The following is a 25,559-nucleotide window of genomic DNA, read 5'->3' on the forward strand; positions in this document are numbered from 1 at the left end:
CATGGAATCACCGATGGACGCGGACACGGCGCTGGCTCTGCTCGACTGGCAGATCGACCTCGGCGCGACCGAGGCGATCGCCGACGCGCCGGTCAACCGCTTCGAGCTGGATCCCCGCCCGGCGAAACCGACCTCGAGCCCGTCGCCGCAACACGCCGTCGATCGGGGCGCAGACCCTTCAGCGGCGGCACGGGCCGCGCGCCCTCAACCCGTCAGCGCCCCCGGTCCCGATCCGGTCCAGGCCGCCCGCGAGGCGGCCCGCGCCGCCGGAGACCTCGATGGTCTCCGCGCGGCGCTCCTTGCCTACCCGCATTGCGATCTGAAGAAGGGCGCGCGCAACCTCGTCTTTGCCGATGGTGCCCCGGATGCGCGCGTCATGATCATCGGCGAGGCTCCCGGGCGGGAGGAGGACGCGCGCGGGCTGCCTTTCGTCGGCCGCGAGGGCCAGTTGCTGGACCGGATGTTCGCCGCCATCGGCATGGGCCGCACCGAGGGCGCGCCGCTCTACATCACCAATGTCATCCCCTGGCGCCCGCCGCAGAGCCGCGATCCCAAACCCGAAGAGATCGCCATGATGCTCCCCTTCATGCAGCGCCACGTGGAGCTCGTCGCACCCGACGTCGTGGTGCTGATGGGCAATATTTCATGTCAGGCCGGGCTTGGCCGGCGGGGAATCGCCCGGCTGCGCGGCGGATGGACAACCGCCTATGGCCGCGACGCCTTGCCGATGTTTCCCCCTGCCTATCTACTGAGCAACCCGCATGCAAAACGGGATGCGTGGCAAGATTTACTGGCCCTCCAGGCGCGGCTCGCCACCGGGAACACCCCATGAGCAGGATCGACGAGACGCGCCCTTTCCTGCCGGTCCGCATCGCGGTGCTGACCGTGTCCGACAGCCGCAGCCTCGCCGAGGATCGCTCGGGCGATACGCTGGTCGACAGGCTGCAAACAGCGGGCCACCAGCTCGCGGCGCGCGCGATCCTGCCCGATGAGCGCGCCGATATCGCCGCGCAGCTGCGCAGCTGGATCGCCGATCCGGACATAGACGTGATCCTCAGCACTGGCGGCACCGGGCTGACCGGCCGCGATGTGACCGTCGAGGCCCACCGCGATGTCTATGAGAAGGAGATCGACGCTTTCGGCACGGTCTTCACCATGGTGAGCCACGCCAAGATCGGCACCAGCGCGGTGCAATCGCGCGCCACCGGCGGCGTCGCGGGCGGCACCTATCTCTTCGCGCTGCCGGGCAGCCCCGGCGCCTGCCGCGATGCCTGGGACGAGATTCTCAAGCCGCAACTCGACTATCGACATAGACCGTGCAATTTTGTCGAGATCATGCCACGCTTGGACGAACACCTGCGCCGCAAGTAGCGGTTTCGTGTTTAGCCAGGAGGGATAATCCCCTCTAAGCAGAAGCTTGAGACAAAAGTAAACTTCGAGGAGCGGCGCGGCGATGCGTTTCTTGCGACACAGTCTGACAGGGCTGTTCTTGGTGGCGGTGACGCTGGCAATGCTGGTTTGGGCCGGGGACATCGTGCGCCGGGCGGTGGAAGACAACCTCGCGCGTGAGCCGCGGATGCCGCAGGCCCGCGAACAGGTCTACACGGTCAACGTCGTCACAGTCGCGCCCGAAACCCTCACCCCCGTGCTCACCACCTACGGCGAGGTGCGCAGCCGCCGGACGCTCGACATTCGCGCCGCCGTGGGCGGGACGGTCGTCGAGATGGCGCCGGAGTTTGAAGAAGGCGGGCAGGTGAACGCCGGCGCGCTGCTGCTGCGGATCGATCCGCAGAACGCCGAAGCCGAACGGTCGCGCGCCGAGGCCGATCTGCAAGACGCCGAGTTCGAGGCCCGGGACGCGGAGCGCGCGCTGGAGCTGGCGCAGGATGAGCTCGAAGCCGCCCGGGCCCAGGCCACGCTGCGCGAGACCGCGCTGACCCGGCAGAAAGATCTGGCCGAGCGCGGCGTCGGGTCGGCCTCCTCGGTGGAGACGGCCGAGCTTGCGCTGTCTTCCGCGGTTCAGTCGGTCCTGTCGCATCGCCAGTCGCTGGCCAATGCCGAGGCGCGTATCGATCAGGCCCGCACCGCGCTGGCCCGTGCCGAAATCGCGCTGGAGGAGGCCGTTCGCAGCGTCGCGGACACCCAGGTCACCGCGCAATTCGCCGGCACCCTGACCGATGTGGTCGCCGTCGAGGGCGGCATCGTGAGCGGCAACGAGCAGCTCGCGCGGCTGGTTGATCCGGACCGGCTCGAGGTCGCCGTCCGCCTCTCGACCGCGCAATACGGCCGGCTGCTCGACGAGAGCGGTGCGCTGCGCCCCGCGCCGGCGACGGTCTATCTCGATCTCTACGGGCTGGGGCTCATGTCGCGCGGCGTCGTGAGCCGGGGCAGCGCCTCGGTCACCAGCGGCGAAACCGGCCGGGTCGTCTTCGTGCAGCTCGATGAGGTGCGCGGGCTCAAGCCGGGCGATTTCGTCTCGGTCGAGATCGAGGAGCCCCCGCTGGATGGCGTCGCGCGGCTCCCCGCGACGGCGGTGGATTCGAGCCAGACCGTGCTCGCGCTTGGCGAGGACGGGCGGCTTGAGGTCATCGACACGCCGGTCCTGCGCCGGCAGGGCGACGATGTGCTGGTTGACGCGAGCGCGATCGCCGGGCGCAGCATCGTGGCCGAGCGGACACCCATCCTTGGCGCCGGGATCAAGGTCCGGCCGCTGAACCCGGCAGGCGGCGCGCCCGCCGACGGAGACCAGAGCGCAAATGGCGCCGGTCCCGCTGCAGACGAGATGGTCGAGCTCACCGATGAGCGCCGCGCGCAGCTTGTCTCCCTCGTGGAGGGCAACCAGCGCATGCCGGCGGAGGCCAAGGAGCGCGTCCTCGCCCAGCTCCGCCAGCCGCGCGTTCCGGCCCAGATCATCGCACGGCTCGAAGAGCGAATCGGAGGTTAGGCCATGGCGGCTTTCAAACCCGGCGGCGGCATCCTGTCCTATTTCGCGCGGCACCGCACCGCGGCCAACCTGCTGCTTTTGCTGCTCGTTCTGGCCGGGCTTTTCGCCGGGCCGCGGATGCGGGCGCAGTTTTTCCCCGATGTGATCGCCGACAGCATCGACGTGGACGTGCGCTGGAGCGGGGCGGGGGCCGAGGATGTCGACACCGCGATCGTCCAGCTTCTGGAGCCCGCGCTGCTCGTGGTCGAGGGGGTGGCGTCCTCCGCGTCGGTCTCGCGCGAGGGGCGCGCCTCCATCGAGCTGGAGTTCGAGCCGGGCTGGGACATGACCCGCGCGGCGGACGATGTGCAGACGGCGGTTGATGCGATCAACAATCTGCCCGAGGATTCCGAAGAACCCAGCGTCTCCTACGGCGGCTGGCGCGATCGGGTCACCGACGTGGTGATCACCGGCCCCGTCGGCGTGGACCAACTCGGGCGCTTTGCCGATGAATTCACTGTGCGGCTCTTTGCCGAGGGCGTGACCCGCACCACCATCCGCGGCCTCGCGGCGCCGCAGACGATCGTCGAGGTCCCGAGCGTCAACCTCATCCGCCATGACATCACCATGGCCGAGATCGCCGACGCCATCGCCGCCGAGGTCGACACCTCGCCCGCGGGCGATGTCGGCAGCAGCGGCGCCCGGGTCCGCACCGGGAGCGAGAAACGCAGCGCCGAGGAAATCGCCGCGATCATCCTGCGCTCGGCCACCGATGGATCCAGCCTCACCGTCGGCGATGTGGCGACGATCCGGGTCGAGGGGGTGGACCGCTCGCGCTCCTATTACGTTGGCGCCAATCCGGCGATCTCGGTGCGCGTCGACCGCAACGAACAGGGCGACGCCATCGCCATGCAGAAGACCGTTGAAGAGGTGGCGGCGGAGATGGAGCTGACCTTGCCCGAAGGGGTCAGCATCGACCTCATCCGCACCCGGGCCGAGGCGATCACCGCGCGGCTCAATATCCTTTATTCCAACGGGCTCATGGGGCTCGGGCTTGTGGTTTTGCTGCTGTTCCTGTTCCTCAACGCGCGCATCGCCTTCTGGGTCGCGGCGGGGATACCAGTGGCGATGCTGGCGACCGTGGCCTTCATGTACATGGCCGGGCTGACGATCAACATGATCTCGCTATTCGCGCTCATCATCACGCTGGGCATCGTGGTCGATGACGCCATCGTGGTGGGCGAGCACGCCGACGCGCGCCGCCGTCGGCTGGGCGAGGGGCCCTATGAGGCGGCGGAAAACGCCGCCCGGCGCATGGCGCTTCCGGTCTTTTCCGCGACCCTCACCACCGTCATCGCCTTCTTCGGCCTGACCGCGATTTCCGGGCGTTTCGGCGATCTGATCCAGGCGATCCCGCTCACGGTCATCGCCGTGCTGCTCGCCTCGCTGATCGAGTGCTTTCTCATCCTGCCCAACCACATGGCCCATTCGCTCAAGCACAGCGACAAGAACTACTGGTACGACTGGCCCTCGCGCCAGGTGAACCACGGCTTCCGCTGGGTGCGCGAGACGCTCTTCCGCCCCTTCGTCGGCCTTGTGCTGCGCCTGCGTTACCCGGTCTGCGCCGGGGCGGTGGTCCTGCTGGCGATGCAGGCGGCCTCCTTCATCCGGGGCGATGTGGAATGGCGCTTCTTCAACGCGCCGGAGCAGGGCAGCGTAACGGGCAACTTCGCCATGGCCCCCGGGGCGACGCGCGCCGACAGTTTCGAGATGATGCGCGCCCTGCAGCAGACGGTCGAGACCCTCGCTGCCGAATACGAGACCCGCTACGGCGCCAACCCGGTCGATTACGTGATCTCCGAGATCGGCGGCAATTCGGGCCGCGCTCTGCCCGGGGCCGACAGCAAGGATGAAGACCAACTCGGCTCCATCGCGATCGAGCTGATCGAGGCGGACCTGCGCCCCTATTCAAGCTTCCAGTTCGTTGGCGAGCTGCAGGAGCGGGTGCCGCGCCACCCGATGCTGGAGACGGTGAGTTTCCGCGGGTGGCGGTCGGGGCCGGGCGGGGATTCGCTCGATGTCCAACTCTTCGGCGCGTCCTCGGAGCGGCTCAAGGACGCGAGCCTCGCGCTTCAGGACGCGCTCGCGCGGTATCCGGAGGTCTCGGCGCTCGAAGACAACCTCGTCTATGACAAGGAAGACCTGATCCTCGAGCTTACCCCGCAGGGGCAGGCGCTTGGCGTCTCCATCGACGGGCTGGGCCGCGTGCTGCGCGACCGGCTCGGCGGGATCGAAGCGGCGAAGTACCCGGTGGGCCCGCGCAGCGCCGAGATCCGCGTGGAGCTTCCCGCCGATGAGCTGACGGCCGATTTCCTCGACCGGATGCAGCTGCGCACCGCGAGCGGCTCCTACGTGCCGCTGGCCGATATCGTCCGGGTCGAGAGCCGGACGGGCTTTTCCACCGTGCGGCGGGAAAATGGGTTGCGGCTGATTTCGGTCACCGGCGACATCTCCGAGGACGACCCGGCCCGCGCCAGCGAGATCCAGCGCGCGCTGGAGGAGGAGCTGCTGCCCGCGCTCGCCGCCGAATACCAGATCGACTGGCGCCTGTCGGGCCTCGCCGAACAGGAGTCGAGCTTCCTGAGCGATGCGCGCAGCGGTCTGACGCTCTGCCTTACCGGGATCTACCTCGTGCTCGCCTGGGTGTTTTCCTCCTGGACGCGGCCGATCGTGGTGATGTCGATCATCCCCTTCGGCCTCGTCGGGGCGGTCTATGGCCACCTCGTCTGGGAGGTGCCGCTGTCGATGTTCTCGGTCGTGGGGCTGCTCGGCATGACGGGGATCATCATCAACGATTCCATCGTGCTGGTCACGACGATCGACGAATACGCCGAAGAACGCGGGCTCTTTCCGGCCATCGTCGAGGGGGCGGCCGACCGGCTTCGCCCCGTTCTGCTGACCACCCTGACCACCATTCTCGGCCTCGCGCCGCTGCTCTACGAGGGCTCCAGCCAGGCGCAGTTCCTGCGGCCCACGGTCATCACGCTGGTCTACGGGCTCGGCTTCGGGATGGTGCTTGTGCTTGTGCTGGTGCCCGCGATCATGGCGATGCAGAAGGACGTCGCCCGCGCGACCGATGCCTTGCGTCTCGCGCTGCGGCGGCGGGCGGGGGCGGTGCATCTGGCGACGGCGGGGGCGGCGGCCGGGCTCGCGCTGTGGTTCGCGGTGACGCTCGGCTGGGCGCTGCTGCAGGGCGGCGCGTTGCCGGATCTGCTGGCCGCGCTGCTGCCTGCGGCGCTCGCGTCGGGCGGGATGGGGCCGGCGGTTGCGGTCTTCGTGCTTGGCGCGATGGTGATCATTGCCCTGAGCTATGTGGCCACCCGCGCGGCCCATGCGATGGCGCAGCGGACGGCCTGAGGCTCAGCCCGCCGGGCAGCCGGTGATCTCGACCGCGTGGTTCGCGCCGAGCACGGTGATGCGCAGGCGCGAGCGGTCCAGCGCGAAGGCGCCGCCGGTGAATCGCTCCAGCTCAGAGGTGATGGTCAGCGTCCGGCCCTCCCGCGTGGTCATCGGCTCGGACACCCAGACGCCCGGATCCCCGGTCTCCACCACCGCCTCCTCCGGCGCGCCGGCGGAGGGCAGGCTGAGCGTCGCGGTGAGCGTGAGCCCGGTCTCGCTGGGCCGTAGCGCGCAGTGATGCGCGGCAAGCTCCGCCTCTTCGCCGCTCAGCGGCTGATCGGCGAGGGCAAGCGCGATGCGGGGGTCGGGCCGGGTCTGGCCCGCCGCCAGACGCCCGGAGAACTCCAGCCGCGCCGGCAGGCAGACATCCTTGCAGATCCCCAGATCGAGACGCCCCGTGAGCTGCACATCCTCCGCCCCCGCCTCCAGCGTGAGCGGCACGACGACGTCAGAGGTATAGCCCACCGAGCGCAGCCCGGCCTGCCGGAAGACGCGCGGTGTGGGCCAATGCGCGGTGACGGCGCCCTCGGGGCGGTCAATCGTGAGAAGCGGCGGAATGCCCCCGTCGCCCGGCGCGCGCCAGTAGGTCTTCCAGCCGGGGCCGAGATCGATGAGCAGCGCCGCGTGATGCTGCCCGCCCGCCGTGCGCCAGCCGGGTAAAAGCTCCAGCCGCGCCGCGCCGGAGAGATCCTGCGCCGTGGCAGGGGCGGCAAGGGCCGCGGCGAGGGCCGCGAGGCCGGGAAGAAGAGCGCGCATCATGGCCCCCGGCTTGCCTCAAACGGCCGCCCTTGCCAAGTCACGCTTTGGCGAGACCGGCGTGGGCAATTCTGCCGATACGCGAAACACTTGCGCCAAACCGGCACTCGGCCCATGTTTCTACCATGCAGGACGCCGAATCTGAACTCGACCTCACCGGCCACCTTCTGATCGCGATGCCGGGCATGAGCGATCCCCGGTTCCAGTCATCCGTGGTGTTTCTCTGTGCGCATTCGCCAGAGGGCGCGATGGGGCTGATCGTCAACAAACCCGCCGATGTGCGCTTTGCCGAGTTGCTGGATCAGCTGGAGATCGAGGGGCCCGCCAATCGCAAGCTGCCGGTCCATTTCGGCGGCCCGGTCGAACACGCGCGGGGCTTCGTGCTGCATTCCGACGACTACATCTCCAACATCTCGACCCTCGAGATGGGCCAGGGCTTCGGCATGACCGCGACGCTCGACATCCTCGAGGACATCGCCCATGACCGCGGCCCCAAGCAGCAGATCATGGCGCTTGGCTATGCCGGCTGGGGGCCGGGGCAACTGGAGAGCGAGATCACGCAGAACGGCTGGCTCACCTGCCCGGCGGAGCGGGAGCTGGTCTTCGATCTGCCCGATACGGCGAAATGGGATGCGGCGCTGAAATCGCTCGGGGTCGATGCGCTGGCGCTCTCGGGCACGGCGGGCCACGCCTGATCAGATACGCAAGGTCGCGTACTCAGAGTCGCGGGGCGGCGGCGCGGCGGAGCCGGTCGTTGATCGCGCGGCCAAGCCCGGTCTCGGGGATCGGCGAGACGGCGATCGCGCCCGCGCCCATCGCATCGAGCGCGTGCAGGCAGTCAAACAGCCGCGCGGCGGCCTCCACCAGATCCCCCGAGGGCGAGAGGTTGACCGCGCAGTCCACCGGCCCGAAGCCGAGCAGCGTCTCGCCCTCGCGGGCCGCGCTTGCGTTGAGCCGGACGGGCGCATCAGGCGCGTAATGCGAGGCGAGCTGCCCCGGCGCGTTTGGCGCGGTCTCGGGGCTGGCGGGCGCGGCGGCGAGCGGCTGGCCGAGCGCGGCGCTCAGCGCCTCGGCGGGGATGCCGCCGGGCCGGAGCAGGGCCGGGCGCGCGCCGCCCCCCTCCGCAAGTCCGAGGATGGTCGATTCAACCCCAACGGCGCAGGGCCCTCCATCGAGCACCGCGTCGATCCGCCCGTCCAGCCCGGCGAGCACATGCGCGGCGGTGGTCGGGCTGATCCGCCCCGAGGGATTGGCCGAGGGCGCGGCGAGGGGCAGGCCGCTTTCGCGCAGCACCGCCCGGGCCAGCGGATGGGCCGGCACGCGCAGGGCCACCGTCGGCAGGCCCGCCGTCACCAGCGGCGACAGCCCGTGCTCCTCTTTCAGCGGCAAAACCAGCGTCAGCGCCCCCGGCCAGAACGCCGCGGCAAGCCGGTCTGCGGTGTCGTTCCACAGGACCAGCTCCCGGGCCGCGGCCGCATCGGGCAGATGCACGATCAGCGGGTTGAACCGGGGGCGCTCCTTTGCCGCGAAGATCCGGGCCACGGCGCGATCATCGCGCGCATTGGCCGCGAGCCCGTAGACCGTCTCTGTCGGCAGCGCGACAAGACCGCCCGCCCGCAGGATCCGGGCCGCGCGGGCGAGTGAGGGCGCATCGTCGCGCAGACGTTCGGTCGGCATGGGCATCTCGTGACGTGGCGTTTAACTTTTGGAGGCGTCGGAGCTTGGGTTAGAGTGCCAGCCATAGCTGCGCTGTGTCTTATTGCCAAGTTTGGACCAAGAAGGAATCATTCATGCCGTATCGAGCGACCGTCGATGATTTCCAGTTCCTCTTCTCTCATGTTGTCGGGTTTGACCGGGTGACGCAAACCGAGCGCTTCGCGGATGCCGATGCCGAGATGATCGACGCGATCCTCGGCGAGGCGGGGCGTCTGAGCGAAGAGGTGATCGCGCCGCTGAACCGCGTCGGCGACCAGCATCCCGCGCGGCTTGAGAACGGGGTCGTGCGCACCTCTCCGGGATTTGCCGAAGGCTACAAGGCGATTGCCGATGGCGGCTGGGTCGGGATTTCCGCCGATCCCGCGCATGGCGGCATGGGGCTGCCCATGACCGTGACCACGGCGGTCAACGACATGATGGCGGCGGGCTGTCTTGCGATGCAGCTCAACCCGCTCATGTGTCAGGGCCAGATCGAGGCGCTCGAGCATCACGCCTCCGACGAGCTCAAGGCGCTCTACCTGCCCAAGCTGATTTCCGGCGAATGGTGCGGGACGATGAACCTCACCGAGCCGCAGGCGGGATCGGACGTTGGCGCGCTGCGCACCAAGGCCGAGCCGCTGGGCGACGGCAGTTTCGCCATCACCGGCCAGAAGATCTACATCACCTGGGCCGACAACGACTTTTCCGGCAACATCTGTCACCTCGTGCTCGCGCGCCTGCCCGGCGCACCCGAGGGGACGAAGGGGATCAGCCTCTTCATGGTGCCGAAATTCATCCCCGATGCGGATGGCAACCCCGGCGCGCGCAACGATCTGCGCGTGGTCTCGCTGGAGCACAAGCTTGGCCTTCATGCATCGCCCACCGCGGTGATGGAATATGAGGGCGCCAAGGGCTGGCTCGTGGGCCCCGAGGGCGGCGGCATGGCGGCGATGTTCACCATGATGAACAACGCGCGGCTGGGCGTCGGCGTGCAGGGGATCGGCATTGCCGAGGCCGCGACGCAAGCCGCGCTCGCCTATGCCACCGAGCGAAAGCAGGGCCGTAGCCTGATCGACGGCGGGACCGGCACGATCCTCGATCACGCCGATGTGCGCCGGATGCTGATGACCATGCGCGCCGATACTTTTGCCGCGCGCGCGATCGCGCTGGCCTGTGCCGTGGCGATCGACATGTCCACCGCAACCGGGTCGGACGACTGGTCCGCGCGGGCCGCGCTCCTGACGCCGATCGCCAAGGCGTTCGGGACCGAAACCGGCATCCGCGTGAGCGAGCTGGGCGTGCAGGTGCATGGCGGCATGGGCTTCATCGAAGAGACCGGCGCGGCGCAATTCTCGCGCGATGTGCGGGTCACGGCGATTTACGAGGGAACCAACGGCATTCAGGCGATGGACCTCGTGGGCCGCAAGATGATGGACGGCGGGGACGCGATCTTCGCGCTGCTCGACGAGATCGAGACCGAGCTGGAAGAGGCGCGCAACACGTTGCCGGGCCTCGGCGAGCCGGTCTGGGAAGCCTGCGAGACCCTGCGCGAGACGACCGAAACCCTGCTCGGCAGCGCGCTCAACGACCGGTTCGCCGGCGCCGTGCCCTACCTCATGGGGTTTGCCCGCGTGCTGGGGGGCTACTACCACCTCAAGGCCGCGCTCGCCGCGCCCGAGAGCCCGCGCGCCCAGCTTGCGAAATTTTACATCACGCGGCTCTTGCCCGAACATCTGGGCCATCTGGCCCATGCGCGCGCGGGGGCCGACGATCTCTACGCGGTGGATGCCGAGGGTCTCGCCGCCTGATGGATGGCGCGAAGGGACCGATCGGCTACCCGTTCGCCACCCCGCCCGAGCCGGGGGAGGTGGTCGAGATCGCGCCGGGTGTCCTCTGGACGCGCCTGCCGCTGCCCAAGCCGCTGGAGCATGTCAACGTCTACATTCTGGAGGATGAAGACGGCTGGACCGTGGTCGATACCGGGCTCGACACCAGGCTCGGGCGCGAGATCTGGGGGCGGCTGCTGGCCGGCCCGCTCGCCGGTCGGCCCGTCGCGCGGGTGCTGGCGACGCATCACCACCTCGATCACCTCGGCCTCGCGGGCTGGTTCCAGAAAGAGCACGGCGCCGAGCTTCTGGCCACGCGGACCTGCTGGCTCATGGCCCGGATGCTGACGCTCGATGTCCAGGAACGCCCCACCGAGGAGACGCTCGCCTTCTGGCGCGGCGCGGGGATGGATCCGGAGACCTACGCCAGACGCCTCACCGAACGCCCGCTCAACTTCTCCGATGCGGTCCACCCGATGCCGCTCGGGTTTCGCCGGCTGAAAGACGGGGATCGGCTGCGGCTCGCGGGGCGCGACTGGGCGATCCGGACCGGCGACGGGCACAGCCCCGAACACGCCACGCTCTGGAGTCGCGACGACGCCCTCGTGATCACCGGTGATCAGGTCCTGCCGTCGATCTCGTCCAATTTGGGGGTCTATGCCACCGAGCCGGACGCCGATCCGGTGGGCGATTGGCTGGCCTCTTGCGAGCGGCTGCGCCAGTTCGCCCGGGGGGACCAGATCGGCCTTTGCGGCCACGGGCGCCCCTTCACCGGCCTGCCGGTCCGGTTTCGCCAGCTCATCGACAATCACCACAGCGCGCTGGAACGGCTGCTCGCCGCGCTGGATGAGCCGAAAACCGCGGCGGACTGTTTCCCGGTTCTCTTCAAGCGCCCCATCGGGACGGGGGAATACGGGCTCGCCCTGGTCGAGGCGGTTGGCCACATGAATCACCTCCATGCCACGGGCCGCGTCACCCGCACGCGCCGGGCCGACGGGGCCTGGCTTTTTCGCGCGGTCTGAGGCCTCTCGTCGCAGAGACGCAAGAGGGTGCGAAGCGGGATGACAGGCGCGTGTGAATCGCGTAGACCTGCCCCGGACATCGAGATGAGGACGAGGCAGATGGCCGAACACAAGCACGGAAGCATGAACATCGAAACGCAGGAAAAGACCTTCGAGGGCTTTCTGCGCTTTTCCGCATGGACAGCCGCGATCAGCATCGGCGTGGTGATCCTGCTGGCGATCTACAACAGCTGACGCCCCCCCCGAGCCCGAAGTTCCTCAAGAGGTGATGCGCATGGTCTGGCGTCGGCTTGGTGCCCTTGTGCTTCTGGGGCTGTGTCTGGCCGGTTGCGCGGCCGATAACAAATGGGCACCGGACGAGGTGGTGGACCGCTACCGCTACCGCCATTCGGGGCCGCCGGAGCTCGCGCTCATCACCGTGCTCAACCGCAGTTCGGGCAACGGGGCGCATACCGCGCTCATGATCAGCGGCTCGGAGCGGGTGATCTTCGATCCCGCCGGCTCCTTTTCCCACCCTCGCGTTCCCGAACGTCATGACGTGCTCTTCGGCGTCACCCCGGCGGCCGAGGCGGGCTTTCTCGATTTCCACGCGCGCGAGACCTATGACGTGACGGTGCAGCGGCTGGAGGTCCCGGCGGCCACGGCCGAACTGGCGCTGTCGCTGGCCCGGGCGAACGGCCCGGTCCGGCAGGCGCAGTGCACCACCATGACGGCGCGCCTCCTGAGCAAGCTGCCCGGGTTCGAGTCGATCCGCACGACCTGGTTCCCCGACAATCTGCGCCGCGATTTCGGCAAATTGCCCGGGGTGCGCGAAGAGTTTATTCGCGATGACGACCCCGACGTGAAATCGCTCGACCATGTCGAGGTGCTGCAATGACCGGTCAGCCGGCGAGGTAGAGCCCGAGGTAGAGCGTGGCGGCGCCGAGCAGGATCGCGAGCAGCGGTTTCTTGGTCAGATACCCCGACAGCAGCGTCACCACCGCCGCCGAGAGGCGCGCGGGATCGAGGCTCCCGCCCGTCGCTGACGGCCAGATCACCATCGGCGCGACCAGCGCGGGCAGGACCGCAACGGCGGTATAGCGCAAATGGCGCAGCACCCAGTCCGGCATCTGACGGTCGCCCACCAGCCCCAGAAACGTAAAGCGCAGAAGGAAGCTCCCCGCGCCGAGCGCGAGAATGACAATCCAGAGGTCCAGCCGGTCGATGCTCATGCCGGATCCTCCCGGCGCGATGCGATCAGTTCCACCTGCGCCCCCGTCATCATCCCCGCCAGCGCCGCCACCAGCAGCCCGAGGTTATAGGGCAGCCAGGCAAACCCGAGCGCCAGAGCGATCGCCACCACCGCCGCGGCAACATGCGCGCCCGTCCGCAGCATCGGCGCGATCAGGGCGAGGAAGGTGATGGGCACGGCGAAATCGAGCGCCAGCCAGTCGGGGATCGCGCTGCCCACGAGCGCGCCGACCAGCGTGAAGACGTACCACAGCGGGCAGACCGGGGACATCACCCCGATGAAATAGGCATAGCGCTCGCGCGGGGTCATGTCGGTCTCGCGCTCGAACTTGGCGACGCTGACCGCATAGGTCTGGTCCACCAGGAAATAGGCGACGATCGCGCGTTTCCACAGCGGCAGCGCGCCGAGGTAGGGCGTGATCGAGGCCGAGTACATCGCCATCCGCAGGTTGACCGCCAGCGCCGAGATCAGCGCGATCACCGCCAGCGCGTTTTCCGACAGCAGTTGCAGCGCGGTGAACTGCGCCGCGCCGGCGATCACCACGATCGAGAACGCCATTGTTTCGAAGAGGTTGAGTCCGGCTTCCGTCGCCACGACCCCGAAGAGCATTGCGAAAGGGCCGACAACGAGGAGGAACGGCGCGCCGTCGCGCACCCCCTGCCAAAAGCGGGATTTGGTGGTGGACCTTGCCATCGGGGCTCTCTACGTTTTGTGCTGCCGGATCCGGCTTAGAGCGTTCGACGAGGGGATGCAATTGCCCACCCAAACCCATGATGACGGCGAGAGCAGCGGCTTTCTGATCGCGCCCGATCCCGCTGCGCCGCGGCTCACCCGCGCGGTCAAGGGCCATGACCAGACCGGGGCGGAGATCGAGATCCGCGTGGTCGAGGAGCGCCCGCTGACGATCTTTCTCAACGCGCGCGAGATCGTGACGGCCATGACCATCGGGGATTACCCCGAATACCTCGCGCTCGGTTTCCTGCGCAATCAGGGGATGCTGAAAAATGGCGAGGAGGTGACCGGCGTCGAGTATGACGAGGAGCTGGAAACCGTGGTGGTGCGCACCGCGCAAGAGACGAATTACGAAGAGAAACTTCAGAAGAAGACGCGGACATCCGGCTGCGCCGTCGGGACCGTGTTCGGCGACATGATGGAAGGGCTGGAGGAGACCGTCCTGCCCACTGCCGAGCTCCGCACGAGCTGGCTCTATGCGCTCTCGCACAAGATCAACCGCACGCCTTCCCTCTATCTCGACGCCGGCGCGATTCACGGCACCGTCCTTTGCCAGAAGGACCGCCCGCTGGTCTATATGGAAGACGTCGGCCGCCACAACGCGGTGGACAAGATCGCCGGCTGGATGGTCTCCGAAGGGGCCCGGGCGGAGGACAAGATCCTCTACACCACCGGGCGCCTGACCTCCGAGATGGTCATCAAGACCGCGCTCATGGGCATCCCCGTGCTCGCCTCGCGCTCGGGGTTCACCGCCTGGGGCGTCGAGATCGCGCAGCAGGTCGGCCTGACCCTGATCGGCCGGTTGCGAGGCCAGCGGTTTGTCTGTCTCTCGGGCGAGGATCGGCTGGTGCGCGACGCGGATGTGAGCGGGGTTGCCGAAGAGCCCCGGCGCGCGGGCCGCAAGGGGGGCGCGGCGTGAAGCAACCTCTCGGCGTGATCCTCGCGGGCGGGCGCGCCACGCGCATGGGCGGGGGCGACAAGGGGCTGCTGCCGCTGGGCGGTTCGTCCATTCTGGGCCATGTGATCGGCCGGCTCGCACCGCAGGTGGCCGAACTCGCGCTCAATGCCAACGGGGATCCGGCGCGCTTTGCCCAGACCGGTCTTTCCGTCCTGCCGGACAGTATCGAGGGTTTCGCCGGCCCGCTCGCGGGGGTTCTGGCCGGGCTCGACTGGGCTGCGGAGCGCGGGGCTGAGACGATCGTGACCGCCGCGGCCGACACGCCGTTTTTCCCCGAGGATCTCGTCCCGCGTCTTTTGCTTGCCGCCGAGGGCATGGCCCATCCGCTGGCGCTCGCCGCGACGCAAGAGGGGGGGCGGCAGCACCGCCATCCCACCTTCGGCCTCTGGCCCGTGGCGCTGCGCGATGATCTGCGGGCGGCGCTTCGCGGCGGGCTGCGCAAGGTCGTGCTCTGGACGGAAACACACGGGGGCCGCGAAGCCCTGTTCGAAACCGGCGCCGTCGATCCTTTCTTCAACGTCAACACCGGCGAGGACCTCGCCCGCGCCCGCGCCCTCATCGGATCGTCCGCATGAGGCTCTATGGCGTGACAGGCTGGAAAAACGCCGGCAAAACCGGGCTGATGGAGCGGCTCGTGACCGAGATCACCGGGCGGGGCTTTTCCGTCTCGACGGTCAAACACGCCCATCATTCCTTCGACGTCGACCACCCCGGCAAGGACAGCCATCGCCACCGCGTCGCCGGGGCGACCGAGGTGCTGCTCTCATCGGGCAACCGGTTCGCGCTCATGCATGAATTGCGGGGCGGCAATGAGCCGCCGCTGGCGGAATTGCTGACCAAGCTCGCGCCGGTCGATCTGGTGCTGGTCGAGGGCTACAAGCGCGACAGCCACCCCAAGATCGAGGCCTTTCGCGCCGAGACGGGCAACCCGCTGATCGCGCCGGGGGATGCCAACATCACGGCAATCGCCGCCGATGTGCCGCTCCAGAGCGACCGGCCGGTCTTTGACCTCGACGATACCGTGGCGATCGCCGATTTCATCCTCGCGGAGGTGGGGCTGTGAGCGGGGCGCCCCCGGTTCCGCCGCCGCTGCGCAACGATTGTTTCGCACTGCCGCCCGGAGTGGACTGGACGCCGGTGGATGAGGCGCTCGGGATGCTGCGCGCGCGGCTCCATCCGGTGACGGCGGTCGAGACTTGCGCGCTGGCCGAGGCGGCGGGGCGGTTTCTGGCCGCGCCTGCCGTTGCCCGCCGCGCCAACCCGCCCGACGCCAATAGCGCGGTCGATGGCTACGGATTCGCCGGGCCACTGGAGGACGGCGAGACCGCGACGCTGCCGCTTGTCGAGGGCCGGTCGGCGGCGGGGGTGCCCTTCGCGGGCCGCGTGCCGGACGGCCACGCGATCCGCATCCTGACCGGTGCGGCGATCCCCGACGGGGTCGATACGGTGGTGCTGGAAGAAGACGTCGCGGCGAGCGCGAGCCACATTGCCTTTCGCGGCCCCCTGCGGCGCGGCGCGAACACCCGCAAGGCGGGGGAGGATGTGATCTCTGGCGCTGAGCTTCTCGGCGCGGGCCGCCGGCTGACCCCGGCGGATCTGGCCTATCTCGCCTCGGCCGGTGTGGTGGAGGTGCAGGCGCGCCGTCCGCTGCGCGTCGCGGTCATCTCCACAGGCGACGAGCTGGTGGAGGCCGGCGAGACCGCGGAGCGGGGCCAGATTTTCGATGCCAACCGCCCGATGCTCCTGTCGATGATCCGTCGTTTCGGCTTTGTCCCGCTCGATCTCGGCCGCCAGCCGGACGATCGCGCCCGCATCGCCGCGGCGCTTGATCGCGGCGCGGCGGAGGCGGATCTGATCCTGACCTCGGGCGGCGCCTCGGCGGGGGATGAGGATCACGTCTCGGCCCTGTTGCGCGAGCGTGGCGCGATGCAGAGCTGGCGCATCGCGCTCAAGCCGGGGCGCCCGCTGGCGCTCGGGGTCTGGGGCGGCGCGCCGGTGTTCGGCCTGCCCGGCAACCCGGTGGCGGCGATGGTCTGCACGCTCATCTTCGCGCGCCCCGCGATGGAGCGGCTGGCGGGCGGCGACTGGATGGAGCCACTCGGGGTCGAGGTCCCCGCGGCGTTCGAAAAACGCAAGAAACCGGGGCGGCGCGAATTCCTGCGCGCGCGGCTGCGCGGCGGGCGGGCCGAGGTGTTTCCCAGCGAAGGCTCGGGCCGGATCAGCTCGCTCTCCTGGGCCGAGGGTCTGGTCGAGATCGAGGACGGCGCGCGCCATATCCGCCCCGGCGATGCGGTGCGGTTCCTGCCCTTCAGCGGCTTCGGGCTCTGACGCGCGCGGCTAGTCGAAACTTCCCGCAACACGGCCCAACAGCATAAAGGCGCGCGCGGTGCGCGTCTCGGCAAGGGCCGCGATCTCGGCATCGCTCGCGATGCCCGCGAGCCGGGTCAGCGCCCGGTCAAACCGGCGCAGGAAATGATGCACCGTGTCGCGAAAGATCGTGTCGCTGCGCATCCGGCGGGCGATCTTGTCGAGCATCTCAGCATCGCCCAGCCCGGCAAGCGCGGTGATCTCGGCCCCGCGCTCGCCCCCGGCAAAACGGCGCCAGAGATCCGGCCGCGAGGCGCGGCTGGTCTCGAAATCATCCATGTAGATGCCGTCCTGACTGAGCAGGGTGAGCACGTCCTGCGCCGCCTGAACCAGATGCCGGGCCTCGCGATCGCGCATCGCCCGCCGGAGCGCGGCGAAGCCGTCCTGATCGTCGGCCGTCTGGGGGAAGTTCAGCGCGCGGATGTAATCGGCCGTCGAGAGCGGCGCGCCCGGCTGGACATGGGTCAGCGGCAGGCTGGCCTGCGGGCCGTCAGGCTCGGCGGGGCGGGGGGCGGGCACATGCGCGACCTCCGCGCCGGAGGAGACGAGCCCATAGGCATGATCATCCCGGCGCGGCGCGGCCGCAAGCATCGCCAACGTGGTCTCGACCTTCCGCTGGGTGGCGGCGAAGCCTTCCAGCGCCGAGGCGATCCGGGCCTCTTCCTCGCTCGCGCGGTGCAGGGCTTCGAGCTCGCCGCGCAGGGCGCGAACCTCGACCTGAAGCCGCAGCAAGCGCTGCGCGAGGGCGACAAAGCCCCAGATGGCCAGGGCGGGCCCCAGCAGGACGAGCAGCGCCACAAGGACCCCGGGCCGCGCAGCCACCGCCCAGACGCCCACGCCCAAGGCCCACAGCCCGCCTGCGCCAAACCCGGCGAGAGACGCGCTGCGATCTGACCCGTCGGGCTCAAGTTGCATCGTCATCGGCTCTCCCCGAAAATCTCTGGCCCCACTGATCCCTGGCGCCAAGCCGGATCAGACGTAGCTGATCGACAGCACTTCGTAGGATTTTTCACCGCCCGGCGTGCGCACCTCGACGCTGTCGCCCTCATCCTTGCCGATGAGCGCGCGCGCGATGGGCGAGCGGATGTTGAGCAACCCGCGGTCGATGTCGGCCTCGTGCTCGCCCACGATCTGCCACGTCTTTTCCTCGTCGGTGTCCTCATCGACGATGGTCACCGTGGCGCCGAACTTGATCGTCCCCGAGAGCGCCTTCGGATCGATCACCTCCGCGAGGGAAATGATTCCCTCAAGCTCCTTGATCCGGCCCTCGATGAACGACTGCTTTTCGCGCGCCGAATGATACTCGGCATTTTCCGAAAGGTCGCCATGCTCACGCGCCTCCGAGATCGCCTTGATGATCGCAGGCCGCTCTACAGACTTGAGTTTCTTCAATTCTTCTTCGAGCGCGGTGTGGCCCGCGCGGGTCATCGGGATCTTTTCCATGGTGTGTTCCGTCCTTGCGCCCGCGGCACATTTGAGCGGCCGCGGTTGAGATCAGTGATAAAACCTGCCCCGAAGCGCCCCGCGATTGCAAGAGGGGTCGGGGGCGAATTATACCTCCGCCCAGCAGGGGCCGAAACGCACAGTCACAATTGACGCGCGCGGCAACCGCAAGCTAGGCAGCAGCAAGCGAACCGACGCGTGGGAGTACGGGCATGAGTGAGATCGAACGCGAAGCGATGGAATATGACGTGGTCATCGTCGGGGCCGGCCCTGCAGGGCTCTCGGCGGCGATCCGCCTCAAACAGCTCGACCCCGATCTGGAGGTCGTCGTGCTCGAAAAGGGCTCCGAGGTTGGCGCGCATATCCTCTCGGGCGCGGTGCTCGATCCGGCCGGGCTCGATCGGCTGATCCCCGACTGGAAGGACAAGGGCGCCCCGATCACCGTGCCGGTCAAGGAAGACAACTTCTACATCCTCGGCCACGGTGGGCGCATTCGGCTGCCCAACTGGCTCATGCCGCCGCTGATGAACAACCACGGCAACTACATCGTCTCCATGGGCAATGTCTGCCGCTGGATGGCGGAGCAGGCCGAAGCGCTTGGCGTGGAGATCTTCCCCGGCATGTCCTGCTCGGAGCTGGTCTACGGCGAGGATGGCGCGCTCAAGGGCGTGGTGGCCGGGGAGTTCGGCCGGGAGCCCGACGGCACGCCCGGCCCGGCCTATGAGCCCGGCATGGAGCTTCACGGCAAGTTCGTCTTCCTCTCCGAAGGGGTGCGCGGCTCGCTCTCCAAGGAGGTGATCGCGAAATTCGGGCTCGATGCGGAGTGCGATGTGCCGAAATTCGGCCTCGGGATGAAAGAGATCTGGGAGGTCAAGCCCGAGAACCACAACGAGGGCGAGGTGACCCACACGATGGGCTGGCCGCTCGGGGTGGCCAATACCGGCGGGTCCTTCATTTATCACCTTGATAACAATCAGGTTTACGTCGGGCTGATCGTCGATCTGAACTACAAGAACCCCTATCTCTTCCCCTACATGGAATTCCAGCGCTTCAAGCATCACCGGCACGTGGCCAAGCTGCTCGAAGGCGGCAAGCGGATCGCCTATGGCGCGCGGGCGGTGACCAAGGGCGGGTTCCAGTCGATCCCGAAAGTGGCCTTCCCCGGCGGCGCGCTTCTGGGCTGTTCGGCAGGGCTGGTGAACCTGCCGCGGGTCAAGGGCAACCACAACGCGATGCACTCGGGCATCGAGGCGGCGGAAGCGGCGGTCGAGGCGATCAAGGCGGGGCGCTCGGGCGATACGCTGGAGGCCTATGACGCGGCACTGCGCGCCGGCCCCGTGGGGCAGGATCTCAAGCCCGTGCGCAACGTGGCGCCGTTCAACGGCCGCTTCGGGTTGCTTGGCGGTCTCTCGCTCGGCGGTTTGGACATGTGGATCCAGTCGATCTTCAAGGTCTCGCTCTTCGGCACGTTGAAGCACGGCAAGACCGACGCGCAGGCGACCGAGAAGAAATACGCCCACGCGCCCATCGATTACCCCAAGCCCGATGGCAAGCTCTCCTTCGACCGGCTGACCAACGTCAGCTTCTCGATGACCAACCACGAGGAGAGCCAGCCTTGCCATCTGCGGCTGGAGGACCCGTCCGTGCCGGTGATGGAGAACCTGCCGCATTATGCTGAGCCGGCGCAGCGGTATTGCCCGGCGGGGGTCTACGAGATTGTCGAGGAGGCCGGCAAACCGGCGCGCTTCGTCATCAACTTCCAGAACTGCGTGCACTGCAAGACCTGCGACATCAAGGATCCGGCGCAGAACATCACCTGGGTCCCGCCGCAGGGCGGCGACGGGCCGAATTATCCGAACATGTGAGGCCTGAACATGTGGGGTCAGGCGGGCGGGGTCCAGGCCGCCGCCCGCCGCCTTATTCGACCGTGACCGATTTCGCGAGGTTGCGCGGTTGGTCCACATCCGTGCCCTTGGCGACGGCGGTGTGATAGGCGAGAAGTTGGGCCGGGATCGCGTAGAGGATCGGCGCGAGCTCCTCGGAAACCTGCGGGAAGATCGCGTGGTGCCAGAGCCCTTCTTTGGCGGCTGCATGGCCCCGGCTGTCGGTCAGCAGCACCACCTTGCCGCCCCGCGCCATGACTTCCTGCATGTTGGAGACGGTCTTGTCGAACAGCCGGTCGTGCGGGGCCAGGACGATCACGGGAAGATGCGCGTCGATCAACGCGATGGGCCCATGCTTGAGTTCACCCGATGCATAAGCTTCGGCGTGTATATAGCTGATTTCTTTCAGTTTAAGAGCGCCTTCATGGGCGAGCGGGTACATCGCTCCGCGGCCCAAAAAGAGCACATCCTCGGCTTGCGCCAAATCCTCGGCCACGGCTTTCAACGCATCGGACGCGCCGAGCGCGGTGTTGACGAGGCTCGGCAATGCGCGCAGCGAGGAGAGTTTTTCGGCGAGCGCGTCATCGCTCAGATGCCCCCGATCATGCCCCGCCTTGAGCGCAAGCAGGAGCAGGACGGTCAACTGGCAGGTGAAGGCCTTGGTTGAGGCGACGCCGATCTCCGGGCCCGCGTGGGTCGGCAGGGAAAGCGCGCTTTCCCGCGCGATGGAGCTTTCGGGCACGTTGACCACCGAGAGGATCCGGTCGGCGCGGCCCGCGCAGTAGCGCAGGGCGGCGAGCGTGTCGGCGGTCTCGCCCGACTGGCTGACGAACAGCGCGACGGTCCCGGGTGTGATCGGCGGCTCGCGATAGCGGAATTCCGAGGCGATATCGATGTCGACCGGCAGGCCCGCGATCCGCTCGAACCAGTATTTCGCCGTCATGCAGGCAAAGAACGCGGTGCCGCAGGCCACGAGGCTCAGCCGCGAGATCTGCGAAAAATCGACCCCGTCGCCCGGCAGCACGATCGAGCGGCCATCCGCGCCGAGGTAGGTCTGCATCGTCTGGGCGATGACGGTTGGCTGCTCGGCGATTTCCTTGGCCATGAAATGCTTGTGGCCGCCCTTGTCGATCCGCGCGGCATCGAGGCGGACCTCGCGCATCTCGCGCAGAGCGGGCGCGCCGGCCGCGTCCTGAATGGTCAGGGAACTGCGGGTGAGCACGGCGCGGTCGCCTTCTTCGAGATAGGTGATCTGGCCGGTGAGCGAGGCAAGCGCGATCGCGTCCGAGCCGACGTACATCTCGCCCTTGCCATGGCCGATGGCCAGCGGGCTGCCCTTGCGCGCCGCGACGAGCAGGTCCTCTTCCCCGTCGAAGAGAAACACCAGCGCGAAGGCGCCTTCGAGCCGCGCGAGCGTCCGATCCGCCGCCGCGACGGGCGAGAGTCCTTGCGCCATGTGGTGCTGGGTCAGCAGCGCGACGGTCTCGGTGTCGGTCTCGCTCTCGGGCCGGAGGCCATGGGCGGCCAGCTCCTCGCGCAGGGCGCGGAAATTCTCGATGATCCCGTTGTGGACGACCGCGACGGGCCCGGCCTTGTGCGGGTGGGCATTGGTCACGGTCGGCGCGCCATGGGTGGCCCAGCGGGTGTGGCCGATCCCGGCCTTGCCGGGCAGGGGGTCATGGACCAGCAGGTCGGAGAGGTTGACGAGCTTGCCGACCGCGCGCCGCCGATCGAGATGGCCGTCGTTCAGCGTGGCGATCCCGGCGCTGTCATAGCCGCGATACTCCAGCCGCCGCAGCGCCTCGACGAGGGACGGAGCGACCTCGTGGGTGCCCAGTATACCGACGATCCCGCACATCACGCGTCTCCCTTGGATTGGGCGGCCTTGCGCGCCTTGAGCATGTCCCGGAGCCGCCGAGCGAAGCCGGGTTTGGTGACCTGTTTGGCGCGGGCGAGGGCCAGCGCGCCGTCCTCCACGTCCTCTGTGATCACCGAGCCGGAGCCGGTCATGGCCTCCGCGCCCACGCGCACCGGGGCGACGAGCATGGTGTTGGAGCCGATGAAGGCCCCCGCGCCGATCTCGGTGCGGTGCTTCATGACGCCGTCGTAGTTGCAGGTGATGGTACCGGCCCCGAGGTTGGCCGCCGCGCCCACATGGGCATCGCCGACGTAGGAGAGGTGATTGACCTTGGCGCCCTCGTCGATAAGGGCGTTCTTGATCTCGACGAAATTGCCGATCTTCACATCCTCGGCCAGTTCCGCGCCGGGGCGCAGCCGGGCATAGGGTCCGACCACCGCGCCGCGCGAGACATGGGCGCCTTCGAGATGGGAAAAGGCGCGGAGGTGCACGCCGTTTTCGATGGTGACGTCCGGGCCGAAGACCACGTTGGGCTCGATCACCGTATCGCGGCCGATCACGGTGTCATGGGCGAAGAAGACGGTTTCGGGGGCGATGAGGGTCACGCCGTTGTCCATGTGCTCGGCGCGGGCGCGGGCTTGAAACGCGGCTTCGGCTTCGGCCAGTTGCGCGCGGGTGTTGACGCCGAGCGTCTCGGCCTCATCGCAGCGCACGGCCGCGGCCTCAAGGCCCCGCGCACGGGCCAACGCGACGACGTCTGTGAGGTAATACTCGCCCGCCGCGTTGTCGTTGCCGACCTCGTCCAGAAGCGAAAACAGCAGATCGGCCCGGGCGGCCACGACACCGGAATTGCAAAAGGTGATGGCGCGCTCCGCCGCGCTCGCGTCCTTGAATTCCACGATCCGCAAGAGCGCGTCGCCCTCGGTCACCAGCCGTCCGTAGCGGGCCGGGTCCGCCGCCTCGAAGCCGAGCACGGCGACCGCGTGGCTGGTCAGCGCCTCCTGCATCCGGGCGAGGCTCTCGGACCGGATGAAGGGGGTGTCGCCGTAAAGGACGATGGCGGTGCCGTCAAAGCCGTCCAGCGCCGCACGCGCCTGAAGGACCGCGTGGCCGGTGCCGAGCTGCTCGTCCTGAACGACCACCTGCGCGCGCGGATCCCACTCCTGCGCCACCGCGCTGACCGCCTCGGCCCCGTGCCCGGCGACGATGACAACGCGCTCGGGCTCCAGTGCCGCACCGGCCTGAATCGCATGGGCGAGAAGCGGCGCCTGGGCCACCTCGTGCAGGACCTTGGGCAGGTCCGACTGCATCCGCGTGCCCATGCCCGCGGCCAGAATGATGAGGGCTGTGGCCATACCGTGCCTCGACTGTTGACTGCTCTTTGGCCCGGTAATACCGGCTGGTGGCTTGCGCGCAAGCGCCGCCTGCATCAAACAAGGTTGCGGTATGTGACAGGAGGCAAGGCACGTGGGCATGGGCAACGGCACGGTTGTGTTCGATCTCGACGGCACATTGGCCGACACGAGCGGCGATCTTCTGGCGGCGGCCAACCACTGTTTTCGCTCCATGGGGCTTGGCGATCAGCTCGATGCGGGCGTGGCGGCGGATCGCGCGGTGGCGTTTCGCGGCGGACGCGCGATGCTGACCGAGGGGCTGCGGCGCGCGGGCCGGCTTGATGAGGACGTCGTTACGCAATATTTCCCTCGGTTCATTTCCGCCTATGGCGCGGCGATCGATGTGCACACCGTGCTCTACCCCGGCGCGATGGAGGCGGTCGCGGCACTGCGCGCGGCGGGCATGGCGGTGGGCATCTGCACCAACAAGCCCGAGGGGCTGGCGCAGACGCTGCTGGAGCGGCTCGGGGTGCGCGGAGAGTTCGGCGCGCTGATCGGGGCCGACACGCTGCCGGTGCGCAAACCCCACCCCCAGCCGCTGGCCGAGACCGTCGCGCGGCTCGGCGGGCGTGCCGAGCGCGCCTGTCTCATTGGCGATACGATCACCGATCGGGATACGGCCCGGGCGCTCGGCGTGCCCGTGGTACTGGTCACCTTCGGGCCAGAGGGCGAGGCGGTGTCGGCGCTCAAGCCCGACGCGCTTCTGCACGACTATGCCGCCTTGCCGGACATCGTTGTGCGGCTCTTTGCCGAGCAGGTGGCGCCATGAGCGGCGGGCGGGCCGAGCTGGCCGCCCATGAGCCGCGCTTCACCGGCAGTTTCACCCAGCAGCAGCCGATCCCCGAGGAGGCCATCGCGGCCGCCGTCGCGGTCCTGCGAAGCGGGCGGCTGCACCGCTACAACCTGGCCGAGGGCGATGTCGGCGAGGTCGCGCGGCTGGAGGAGGACTTCGCGGCGATGAGCGGCGCGCGCTACTGCCTCGCGGTGGCCTCCGGCGGCTATGCGATGGGGGCCGCGTTGCGGGCCCTGGGGGTTGGGCCGGGGGACCGAGTGCTCACCAACGCCTTCACCCTCGCCCCGGTGCCCGGCGCGATTGCCGCGGTGGGGGCGGCGCCGGTTCTGGTCGAGGTGACCGAGGCGCTGACCATCGATCTTGACGCGCTCGCGGCCAAGGCGCGGGCCGGCGACGTGCTGCTCCTGAGCCATATGCGCGGGCATATCGCCGATATGGACCGGTTGATGGAGATCGCGGCGGCGGCGGATATCCGCGTGGTCGAGGATTGCGCCCATACGATGGGCGCGCGGTGGGGCGGCGTCTGGTCCGGGCGGCACGGCGCGATCGGCTGCTACTCGACCCAGACCTACAAGCATATCAACTCCGGCGAGGGCGGGTTGCTCCTCACCGATGATGCCGATCTCGCCGCGCGGATGGTGCTGCTCTCGGGCTCCTACATGCTTTACGCGCGCCACACGGCCGCGCCGCCGCCCAAGGCGTTTGACGCGCTGCGCTATGAGATGCCCAACGTGTCGGGGCGGATGGATGCCCTGCGCGCGGCGATCCTGCGGCCGCAACTGGCGCGGCTGGCGGAGGATTGCGCGGCGTGGAATGAGCGCTATCGCGCGGTGGAGGCGGGGCTGCGCGGGGTGGATCAGATCGCCCTGATCCCGCGACCGCAGGCGGAAGCCTTCGTCGGCTCCTCGATCCAGTTTCGCCTGCCCGGTTTTTCGGCGGAGAAGGTCCGGTCTTTCCTCGCGGGCTGCCTCGCGCGCGGGGTGGAACTCAAATGGTTCGGCGCCGAAGAGCCGCAGGGGTTCACCTCGCGCCACAGCCACTGGCGCTACATCGAGGGGCAGAGCCTGCCACGGACGGACCGGGTGCTCGCGACGCTGATCGACATGCGCCTGCCGCTGACCTTCAGCCTCGACGATTGCGCGCTGATCGCGCGCATCATCCGTGAGGAAGCTCAGCGCGGCGGGTAGCCTGCCCGATGATTTTCGATCTAGATCAGCGC

Annotated in this window: 24 protein-coding genes; 16 read left to right on the forward strand and 8 right to left on the reverse strand. The window is 68.6% G+C overall.

Annotated features, from left to right (window positions below; translation table 11 throughout):
• The first annotated feature begins 1 nt into the window (after position 1).
• From BM353_RS12830 to BM353_RS12845, 4 genes are all read left to right on the forward strand, one after another.
• Entirely contained in the window at positions 2-832 is an 831-nt protein-coding gene (locus BM353_RS12830; protein ID WP_092081502.1) for a uracil-DNA glycosylase, read from the forward strand.
• Positions 829-1,371 carry a molybdenum cofactor biosynthesis protein B gene (gene moaB / locus BM353_RS12835; RefSeq protein ID WP_092081504.1) on the forward strand — a complete coding sequence of 181 codons (543 nt, stop codon included), beginning with the start codon at positions 829-831 and terminating at the stop codon, positions 1,369-1,371. Before BM353_RS12830 ends, moaB begins: the two co-directional genes overlap by 4 nt.
• Before the next feature lie 82 nt (positions 1,372-1,453).
• The gene (locus BM353_RS12840; protein ID WP_092081506.1) at positions 1,454-2,944 is read left to right on the forward strand and encodes an efflux RND transporter periplasmic adaptor subunit; all 1,491 of its coding nucleotides are present in this window, start codon (positions 1,454-1,456) and stop codon (positions 2,942-2,944) included.
• Between the two features lie 3 nt (positions 2,945-2,947).
• A complete protein-coding gene (locus BM353_RS12845; RefSeq protein WP_092081508.1) occupies positions 2,948-6,340 on the forward strand; it encodes an efflux RND transporter permease subunit in 3,393 nt (1,130 codons plus the stop codon).
• A gap of 3 nt (positions 6,341-6,343) precedes the next feature.
• Here the strand turns inward: BM353_RS12845 and BM353_RS12850 are convergent, their stop codons facing one another.
• Positions 6,344-7,141, reverse strand: a complete 798-nt coding sequence (locus BM353_RS12850) for a protein-disulfide reductase DsbD domain-containing protein (RefSeq protein ID WP_245759646.1) — start codon at positions 7,139-7,141, stop codon at positions 6,344-6,346.
• A 122-nt stretch (positions 7,142-7,263) separates the two neighbouring features.
• Between BM353_RS12850 and BM353_RS12855 the strand changes: the two genes are divergently transcribed.
• On the forward strand, positions 7,264-7,833 hold the full coding sequence (locus BM353_RS12855; RefSeq protein ID WP_092081510.1) for a YqgE/AlgH family protein: 570 nt from the start codon (positions 7,264-7,266) through the stop codon (positions 7,831-7,833).
• Between the two features lie 22 nt (positions 7,834-7,855).
• Here the strand turns inward: BM353_RS12855 and BM353_RS12860 are convergent, their stop codons facing one another.
• On the reverse strand, positions 7,856-8,821 hold the full coding sequence (locus BM353_RS12860; protein ID WP_092081512.1) for an L-threonylcarbamoyladenylate synthase: 966 nt from the start codon (positions 8,819-8,821) through the stop codon (positions 7,856-7,858).
• Positions 8,822-8,928: 107 nt separating this feature from the next.
• Between BM353_RS12860 and BM353_RS12865 the strand changes: the two genes are divergently transcribed.
• From BM353_RS12865 to BM353_RS12880, 4 genes are all read left to right on the forward strand, one after another.
• Entirely contained in the window at positions 8,929-10,641 is a 1,713-nt protein-coding gene (locus BM353_RS12865) for an acyl-CoA dehydrogenase (protein ID WP_092081514.1), read from the forward strand.
• Positions 10,641-11,681, forward strand: a complete 1,041-nt coding sequence (locus tag BM353_RS12870; RefSeq protein ID WP_092081516.1) for an MBL fold metallo-hydrolase — start codon at positions 10,641-10,643, stop codon at positions 11,679-11,681. Before BM353_RS12865 ends, BM353_RS12870 begins: the two co-directional genes overlap by 1 nt.
• Before the next feature lie 99 nt (positions 11,682-11,780).
• Positions 11,781-11,915, forward strand: a complete 135-nt coding sequence (locus tag BM353_RS12875; protein WP_092081518.1) for an aa3-type cytochrome c oxidase subunit IV — start codon at positions 11,781-11,783, stop codon at positions 11,913-11,915.
• A 40-nt stretch (positions 11,916-11,955) separates the two neighbouring features.
• On the forward strand, positions 11,956-12,558 hold the full coding sequence (locus BM353_RS12880; protein ID WP_092081630.1) for a hypothetical protein: 603 nt from the start codon (positions 11,956-11,958) through the stop codon (positions 12,556-12,558).
• Between the two features lie 4 nt (positions 12,559-12,562).
• Here the strand turns inward: BM353_RS12880 and BM353_RS12885 are convergent, their stop codons facing one another.
• On the reverse strand, positions 12,563-12,892 hold the full coding sequence (locus BM353_RS12885) for an AzlD domain-containing protein (RefSeq protein WP_092081520.1): 330 nt from the start codon (positions 12,890-12,892) through the stop codon (positions 12,563-12,565).
• Complete coding sequence (locus tag BM353_RS12890; RefSeq protein ID WP_092081522.1) at positions 12,889-13,605, reverse strand: AzlC family ABC transporter permease; 717 nt, start codon at positions 13,603-13,605, stop codon at positions 12,889-12,891. The genes BM353_RS12885 and BM353_RS12890 overlap by 4 nt, the downstream gene beginning before the upstream one ends.
• A 55-nt stretch (positions 13,606-13,660) precedes the next feature.
• Here BM353_RS12890 and fdhD point away from each other — a divergent pair, with 55 nt between their 5' ends.
• The 4 genes from fdhD to BM353_RS12910 are packed head-to-tail and all read left to right on the forward strand — an operon-like array spanning position 13,661 to position 16,930.
• The gene (gene fdhD, locus BM353_RS12895) at positions 13,661-14,563 is read left to right on the forward strand and encodes a formate dehydrogenase accessory sulfurtransferase FdhD (protein ID WP_092081524.1); all 903 of its coding nucleotides are present in this window, start codon (positions 13,661-13,663) and stop codon (positions 14,561-14,563) included.
• Positions 14,560-15,177: a molybdenum cofactor guanylyltransferase MobA gene (gene mobA, locus BM353_RS12900; protein ID WP_092081526.1), complete on the forward strand. Its 618-nt coding sequence runs from the start codon at positions 14,560-14,562 to the stop codon at positions 15,175-15,177. The genes fdhD and mobA overlap by 4 nt, the downstream gene beginning before the upstream one ends.
• A complete protein-coding gene (gene mobB, locus BM353_RS12905; RefSeq protein ID WP_092081528.1) occupies positions 15,174-15,665 on the forward strand; it encodes a molybdopterin-guanine dinucleotide biosynthesis protein B in 492 nt (163 codons plus the stop codon). Before mobA ends, mobB begins: the two co-directional genes overlap by 4 nt.
• Positions 15,662-16,930: a molybdopterin-binding protein gene (locus BM353_RS12910; RefSeq protein WP_092081530.1), complete on the forward strand. Its 1,269-nt coding sequence runs from the start codon at positions 15,662-15,664 to the stop codon at positions 16,928-16,930. Before mobB ends, BM353_RS12910 begins: the two co-directional genes overlap by 4 nt.
• 9 nt (positions 16,931-16,939) lie before the next feature.
• On the opposite strand, the gene BM353_RS12915 is transcribed toward BM353_RS12910, so the two are convergent.
• Together BM353_RS12915 and greA are read right to left on the reverse strand one after the other, a co-directional pair.
• Complete coding sequence (locus tag BM353_RS12915; RefSeq protein ID WP_092081532.1) at positions 16,940-17,890, reverse strand: hypothetical protein; 951 nt, start codon at positions 17,888-17,890, stop codon at positions 16,940-16,942.
• Between the two features lie 51 nt (positions 17,891-17,941).
• A complete protein-coding gene (gene greA / locus BM353_RS12920; RefSeq protein WP_092081534.1) occupies positions 17,942-18,412 on the reverse strand; it encodes a transcription elongation factor GreA in 471 nt (156 codons plus the stop codon).
• 212 nt (positions 18,413-18,624) lie between these two features.
• Between greA and BM353_RS12925 the strand changes: the two genes are divergently transcribed.
• On the forward strand, positions 18,625-20,277 hold the full coding sequence (locus tag BM353_RS12925; protein WP_092081536.1) for an electron transfer flavoprotein-ubiquinone oxidoreductase: 1,653 nt from the start codon (positions 18,625-18,627) through the stop codon (positions 20,275-20,277).
• A 52-nt stretch (positions 20,278-20,329) separates the two neighbouring features.
• Here the strand turns inward: BM353_RS12925 and glmS are convergent, their stop codons facing one another.
• On the reverse strand, positions 20,330-22,153 hold the full coding sequence (gene glmS, locus BM353_RS12930) for a glutamine--fructose-6-phosphate transaminase (isomerizing) (RefSeq protein WP_092081538.1): 1,824 nt from the start codon (positions 22,151-22,153) through the stop codon (positions 20,330-20,332).
• Entirely contained in the window at positions 22,153-23,508 is a 1,356-nt protein-coding gene (gene glmU, locus BM353_RS12935; protein WP_092081539.1) for a bifunctional UDP-N-acetylglucosamine diphosphorylase/glucosamine-1-phosphate N-acetyltransferase GlmU, read from the reverse strand. Before glmU ends, glmS begins: the two co-directional genes overlap by 1 nt.
• 118 nt (positions 23,509-23,626) lie before the next feature.
• Here glmU and BM353_RS12940 point away from each other — a divergent pair, with 118 nt between their 5' ends.
• Together BM353_RS12940 and BM353_RS12945 are read left to right on the forward strand one after the other, a co-directional pair.
• Positions 23,627-24,316 carry an HAD-IA family hydrolase gene (locus BM353_RS12940; protein WP_092081541.1) on the forward strand — a complete coding sequence of 230 codons (690 nt, stop codon included), beginning with the start codon at positions 23,627-23,629 and terminating at the stop codon, positions 24,314-24,316.
• Entirely contained in the window at positions 24,313-25,527 is a 1,215-nt protein-coding gene (locus tag BM353_RS12945; protein WP_092081543.1) for a DegT/DnrJ/EryC1/StrS family aminotransferase, read from the forward strand. The genes BM353_RS12940 and BM353_RS12945 overlap by 4 nt, the downstream gene beginning before the upstream one ends.
• The last annotated feature ends 32 nt before the right edge of the window (positions 25,528-25,559 follow it).

Origin of the sequence: Poseidonocella sedimentorum (assembly GCF_900116005.1) — a bacterium.
GTDB classification, from domain to species: Bacteria; Pseudomonadota; Alphaproteobacteria; order Rhodobacterales; family Rhodobacteraceae; genus Poseidonocella; species Poseidonocella sedimentorum.

What these genes read in the sequence shown, in the direction of transcription:
- BM353_RS12880 (WP_092081630.1), top strand. Translation starts at nt 11,956, where the DNA reads ATGGTCTGGCGTCGGCTTGGTGCCCTTGTGCTTCTGGGGCTGTGTCTG.
- BM353_RS12885 (WP_092081520.1), bottom strand. Translation starts at nt 12,892, where the DNA reads ATGAGCATCGACCGGCTGGACCTCTGGATTGTCATTCTCGCGCTCGGC.
- BM353_RS12915 (WP_092081532.1), bottom strand. Translation starts at nt 17,890, where the DNA reads ATGACGATGCAACTTGAGCCCGACGGGTCAGATCGCAGCGCGTCTCTC.
- glmS (WP_092081538.1), bottom strand. Translation starts at nt 22,153, where the DNA reads ATGTGCGGGATCGTCGGTATACTGGGCACCCACGAGGTCGCTCCGTCC.
- greA (WP_092081534.1), bottom strand. Translation starts at nt 18,412, where the DNA reads ATGGAAAAGATCCCGATGACCCGCGCGGGCCACACCGCGCTCGAAGAA.
- BM353_RS12925 (WP_092081536.1), top strand. Translation starts at nt 18,625, where the DNA reads ATGAGTGAGATCGAACGCGAAGCGATGGAATATGACGTGGTCATCGTC.
- glmU (WP_092081539.1), bottom strand. Translation starts at nt 23,508, where the DNA reads ATGGCCACAGCCCTCATCATTCTGGCCGCGGGCATGGGCACGCGGATG.
- BM353_RS12940 (WP_092081541.1), top strand. Translation starts at nt 23,627, where the DNA reads ATGGGCAACGGCACGGTTGTGTTCGATCTCGACGGCACATTGGCCGAC.
- BM353_RS12945 (WP_092081543.1), top strand. Translation starts at nt 24,313, where the DNA reads ATGAGCGGCGGGCGGGCCGAGCTGGCCGCCCATGAGCCGCGCTTCACC.
- BM353_RS12890 (WP_092081522.1), bottom strand. Translation starts at nt 13,605, where the DNA reads ATGGCAAGGTCCACCACCAAATCCCGCTTTTGGCAGGGGGTGCGCGAC.
- BM353_RS12840 (WP_092081506.1), top strand. Translation starts at nt 1,454, where the DNA reads ATGCGTTTCTTGCGACACAGTCTGACAGGGCTGTTCTTGGTGGCGGTG.
- BM353_RS12875 (WP_092081518.1), top strand. Translation starts at nt 11,781, where the DNA reads ATGGCCGAACACAAGCACGGAAGCATGAACATCGAAACGCAGGAAAAG.
- BM353_RS12850 (WP_245759646.1), bottom strand. Translation starts at nt 7,141, where the DNA reads ATGATGCGCGCTCTTCTTCCCGGCCTCGCGGCCCTCGCCGCGGCCCTT.
- BM353_RS12865 (WP_092081514.1), top strand. Translation starts at nt 8,929, where the DNA reads ATGCCGTATCGAGCGACCGTCGATGATTTCCAGTTCCTCTTCTCTCAT.
- BM353_RS12870 (WP_092081516.1), top strand. Translation starts at nt 10,641, where the DNA reads ATGGATGGCGCGAAGGGACCGATCGGCTACCCGTTCGCCACCCCGCCC.
- BM353_RS12845 (WP_092081508.1), top strand. Translation starts at nt 2,948, where the DNA reads ATGGCGGCTTTCAAACCCGGCGGCGGCATCCTGTCCTATTTCGCGCGG.
- BM353_RS12855 (WP_092081510.1), top strand. Translation starts at nt 7,264, where the DNA reads ATGCAGGACGCCGAATCTGAACTCGACCTCACCGGCCACCTTCTGATC.
- moaB (WP_092081504.1), top strand. Translation starts at nt 829, where the DNA reads ATGAGCAGGATCGACGAGACGCGCCCTTTCCTGCCGGTCCGCATCGCG.
- fdhD (WP_092081524.1), top strand. Translation starts at nt 13,661, where the DNA reads ATGCAATTGCCCACCCAAACCCATGATGACGGCGAGAGCAGCGGCTTT.
- mobB (WP_092081528.1), top strand. Translation starts at nt 15,174, where the DNA reads ATGAGGCTCTATGGCGTGACAGGCTGGAAAAACGCCGGCAAAACCGGG.
- BM353_RS12860 (WP_092081512.1), bottom strand. Translation starts at nt 8,821, where the DNA reads ATGCCCATGCCGACCGAACGTCTGCGCGACGATGCGCCCTCACTCGCC.
- BM353_RS12830 (WP_092081502.1), top strand. Translation starts at nt 2, where the DNA reads ATGGAATCACCGATGGACGCGGACACGGCGCTGGCTCTGCTCGACTGG.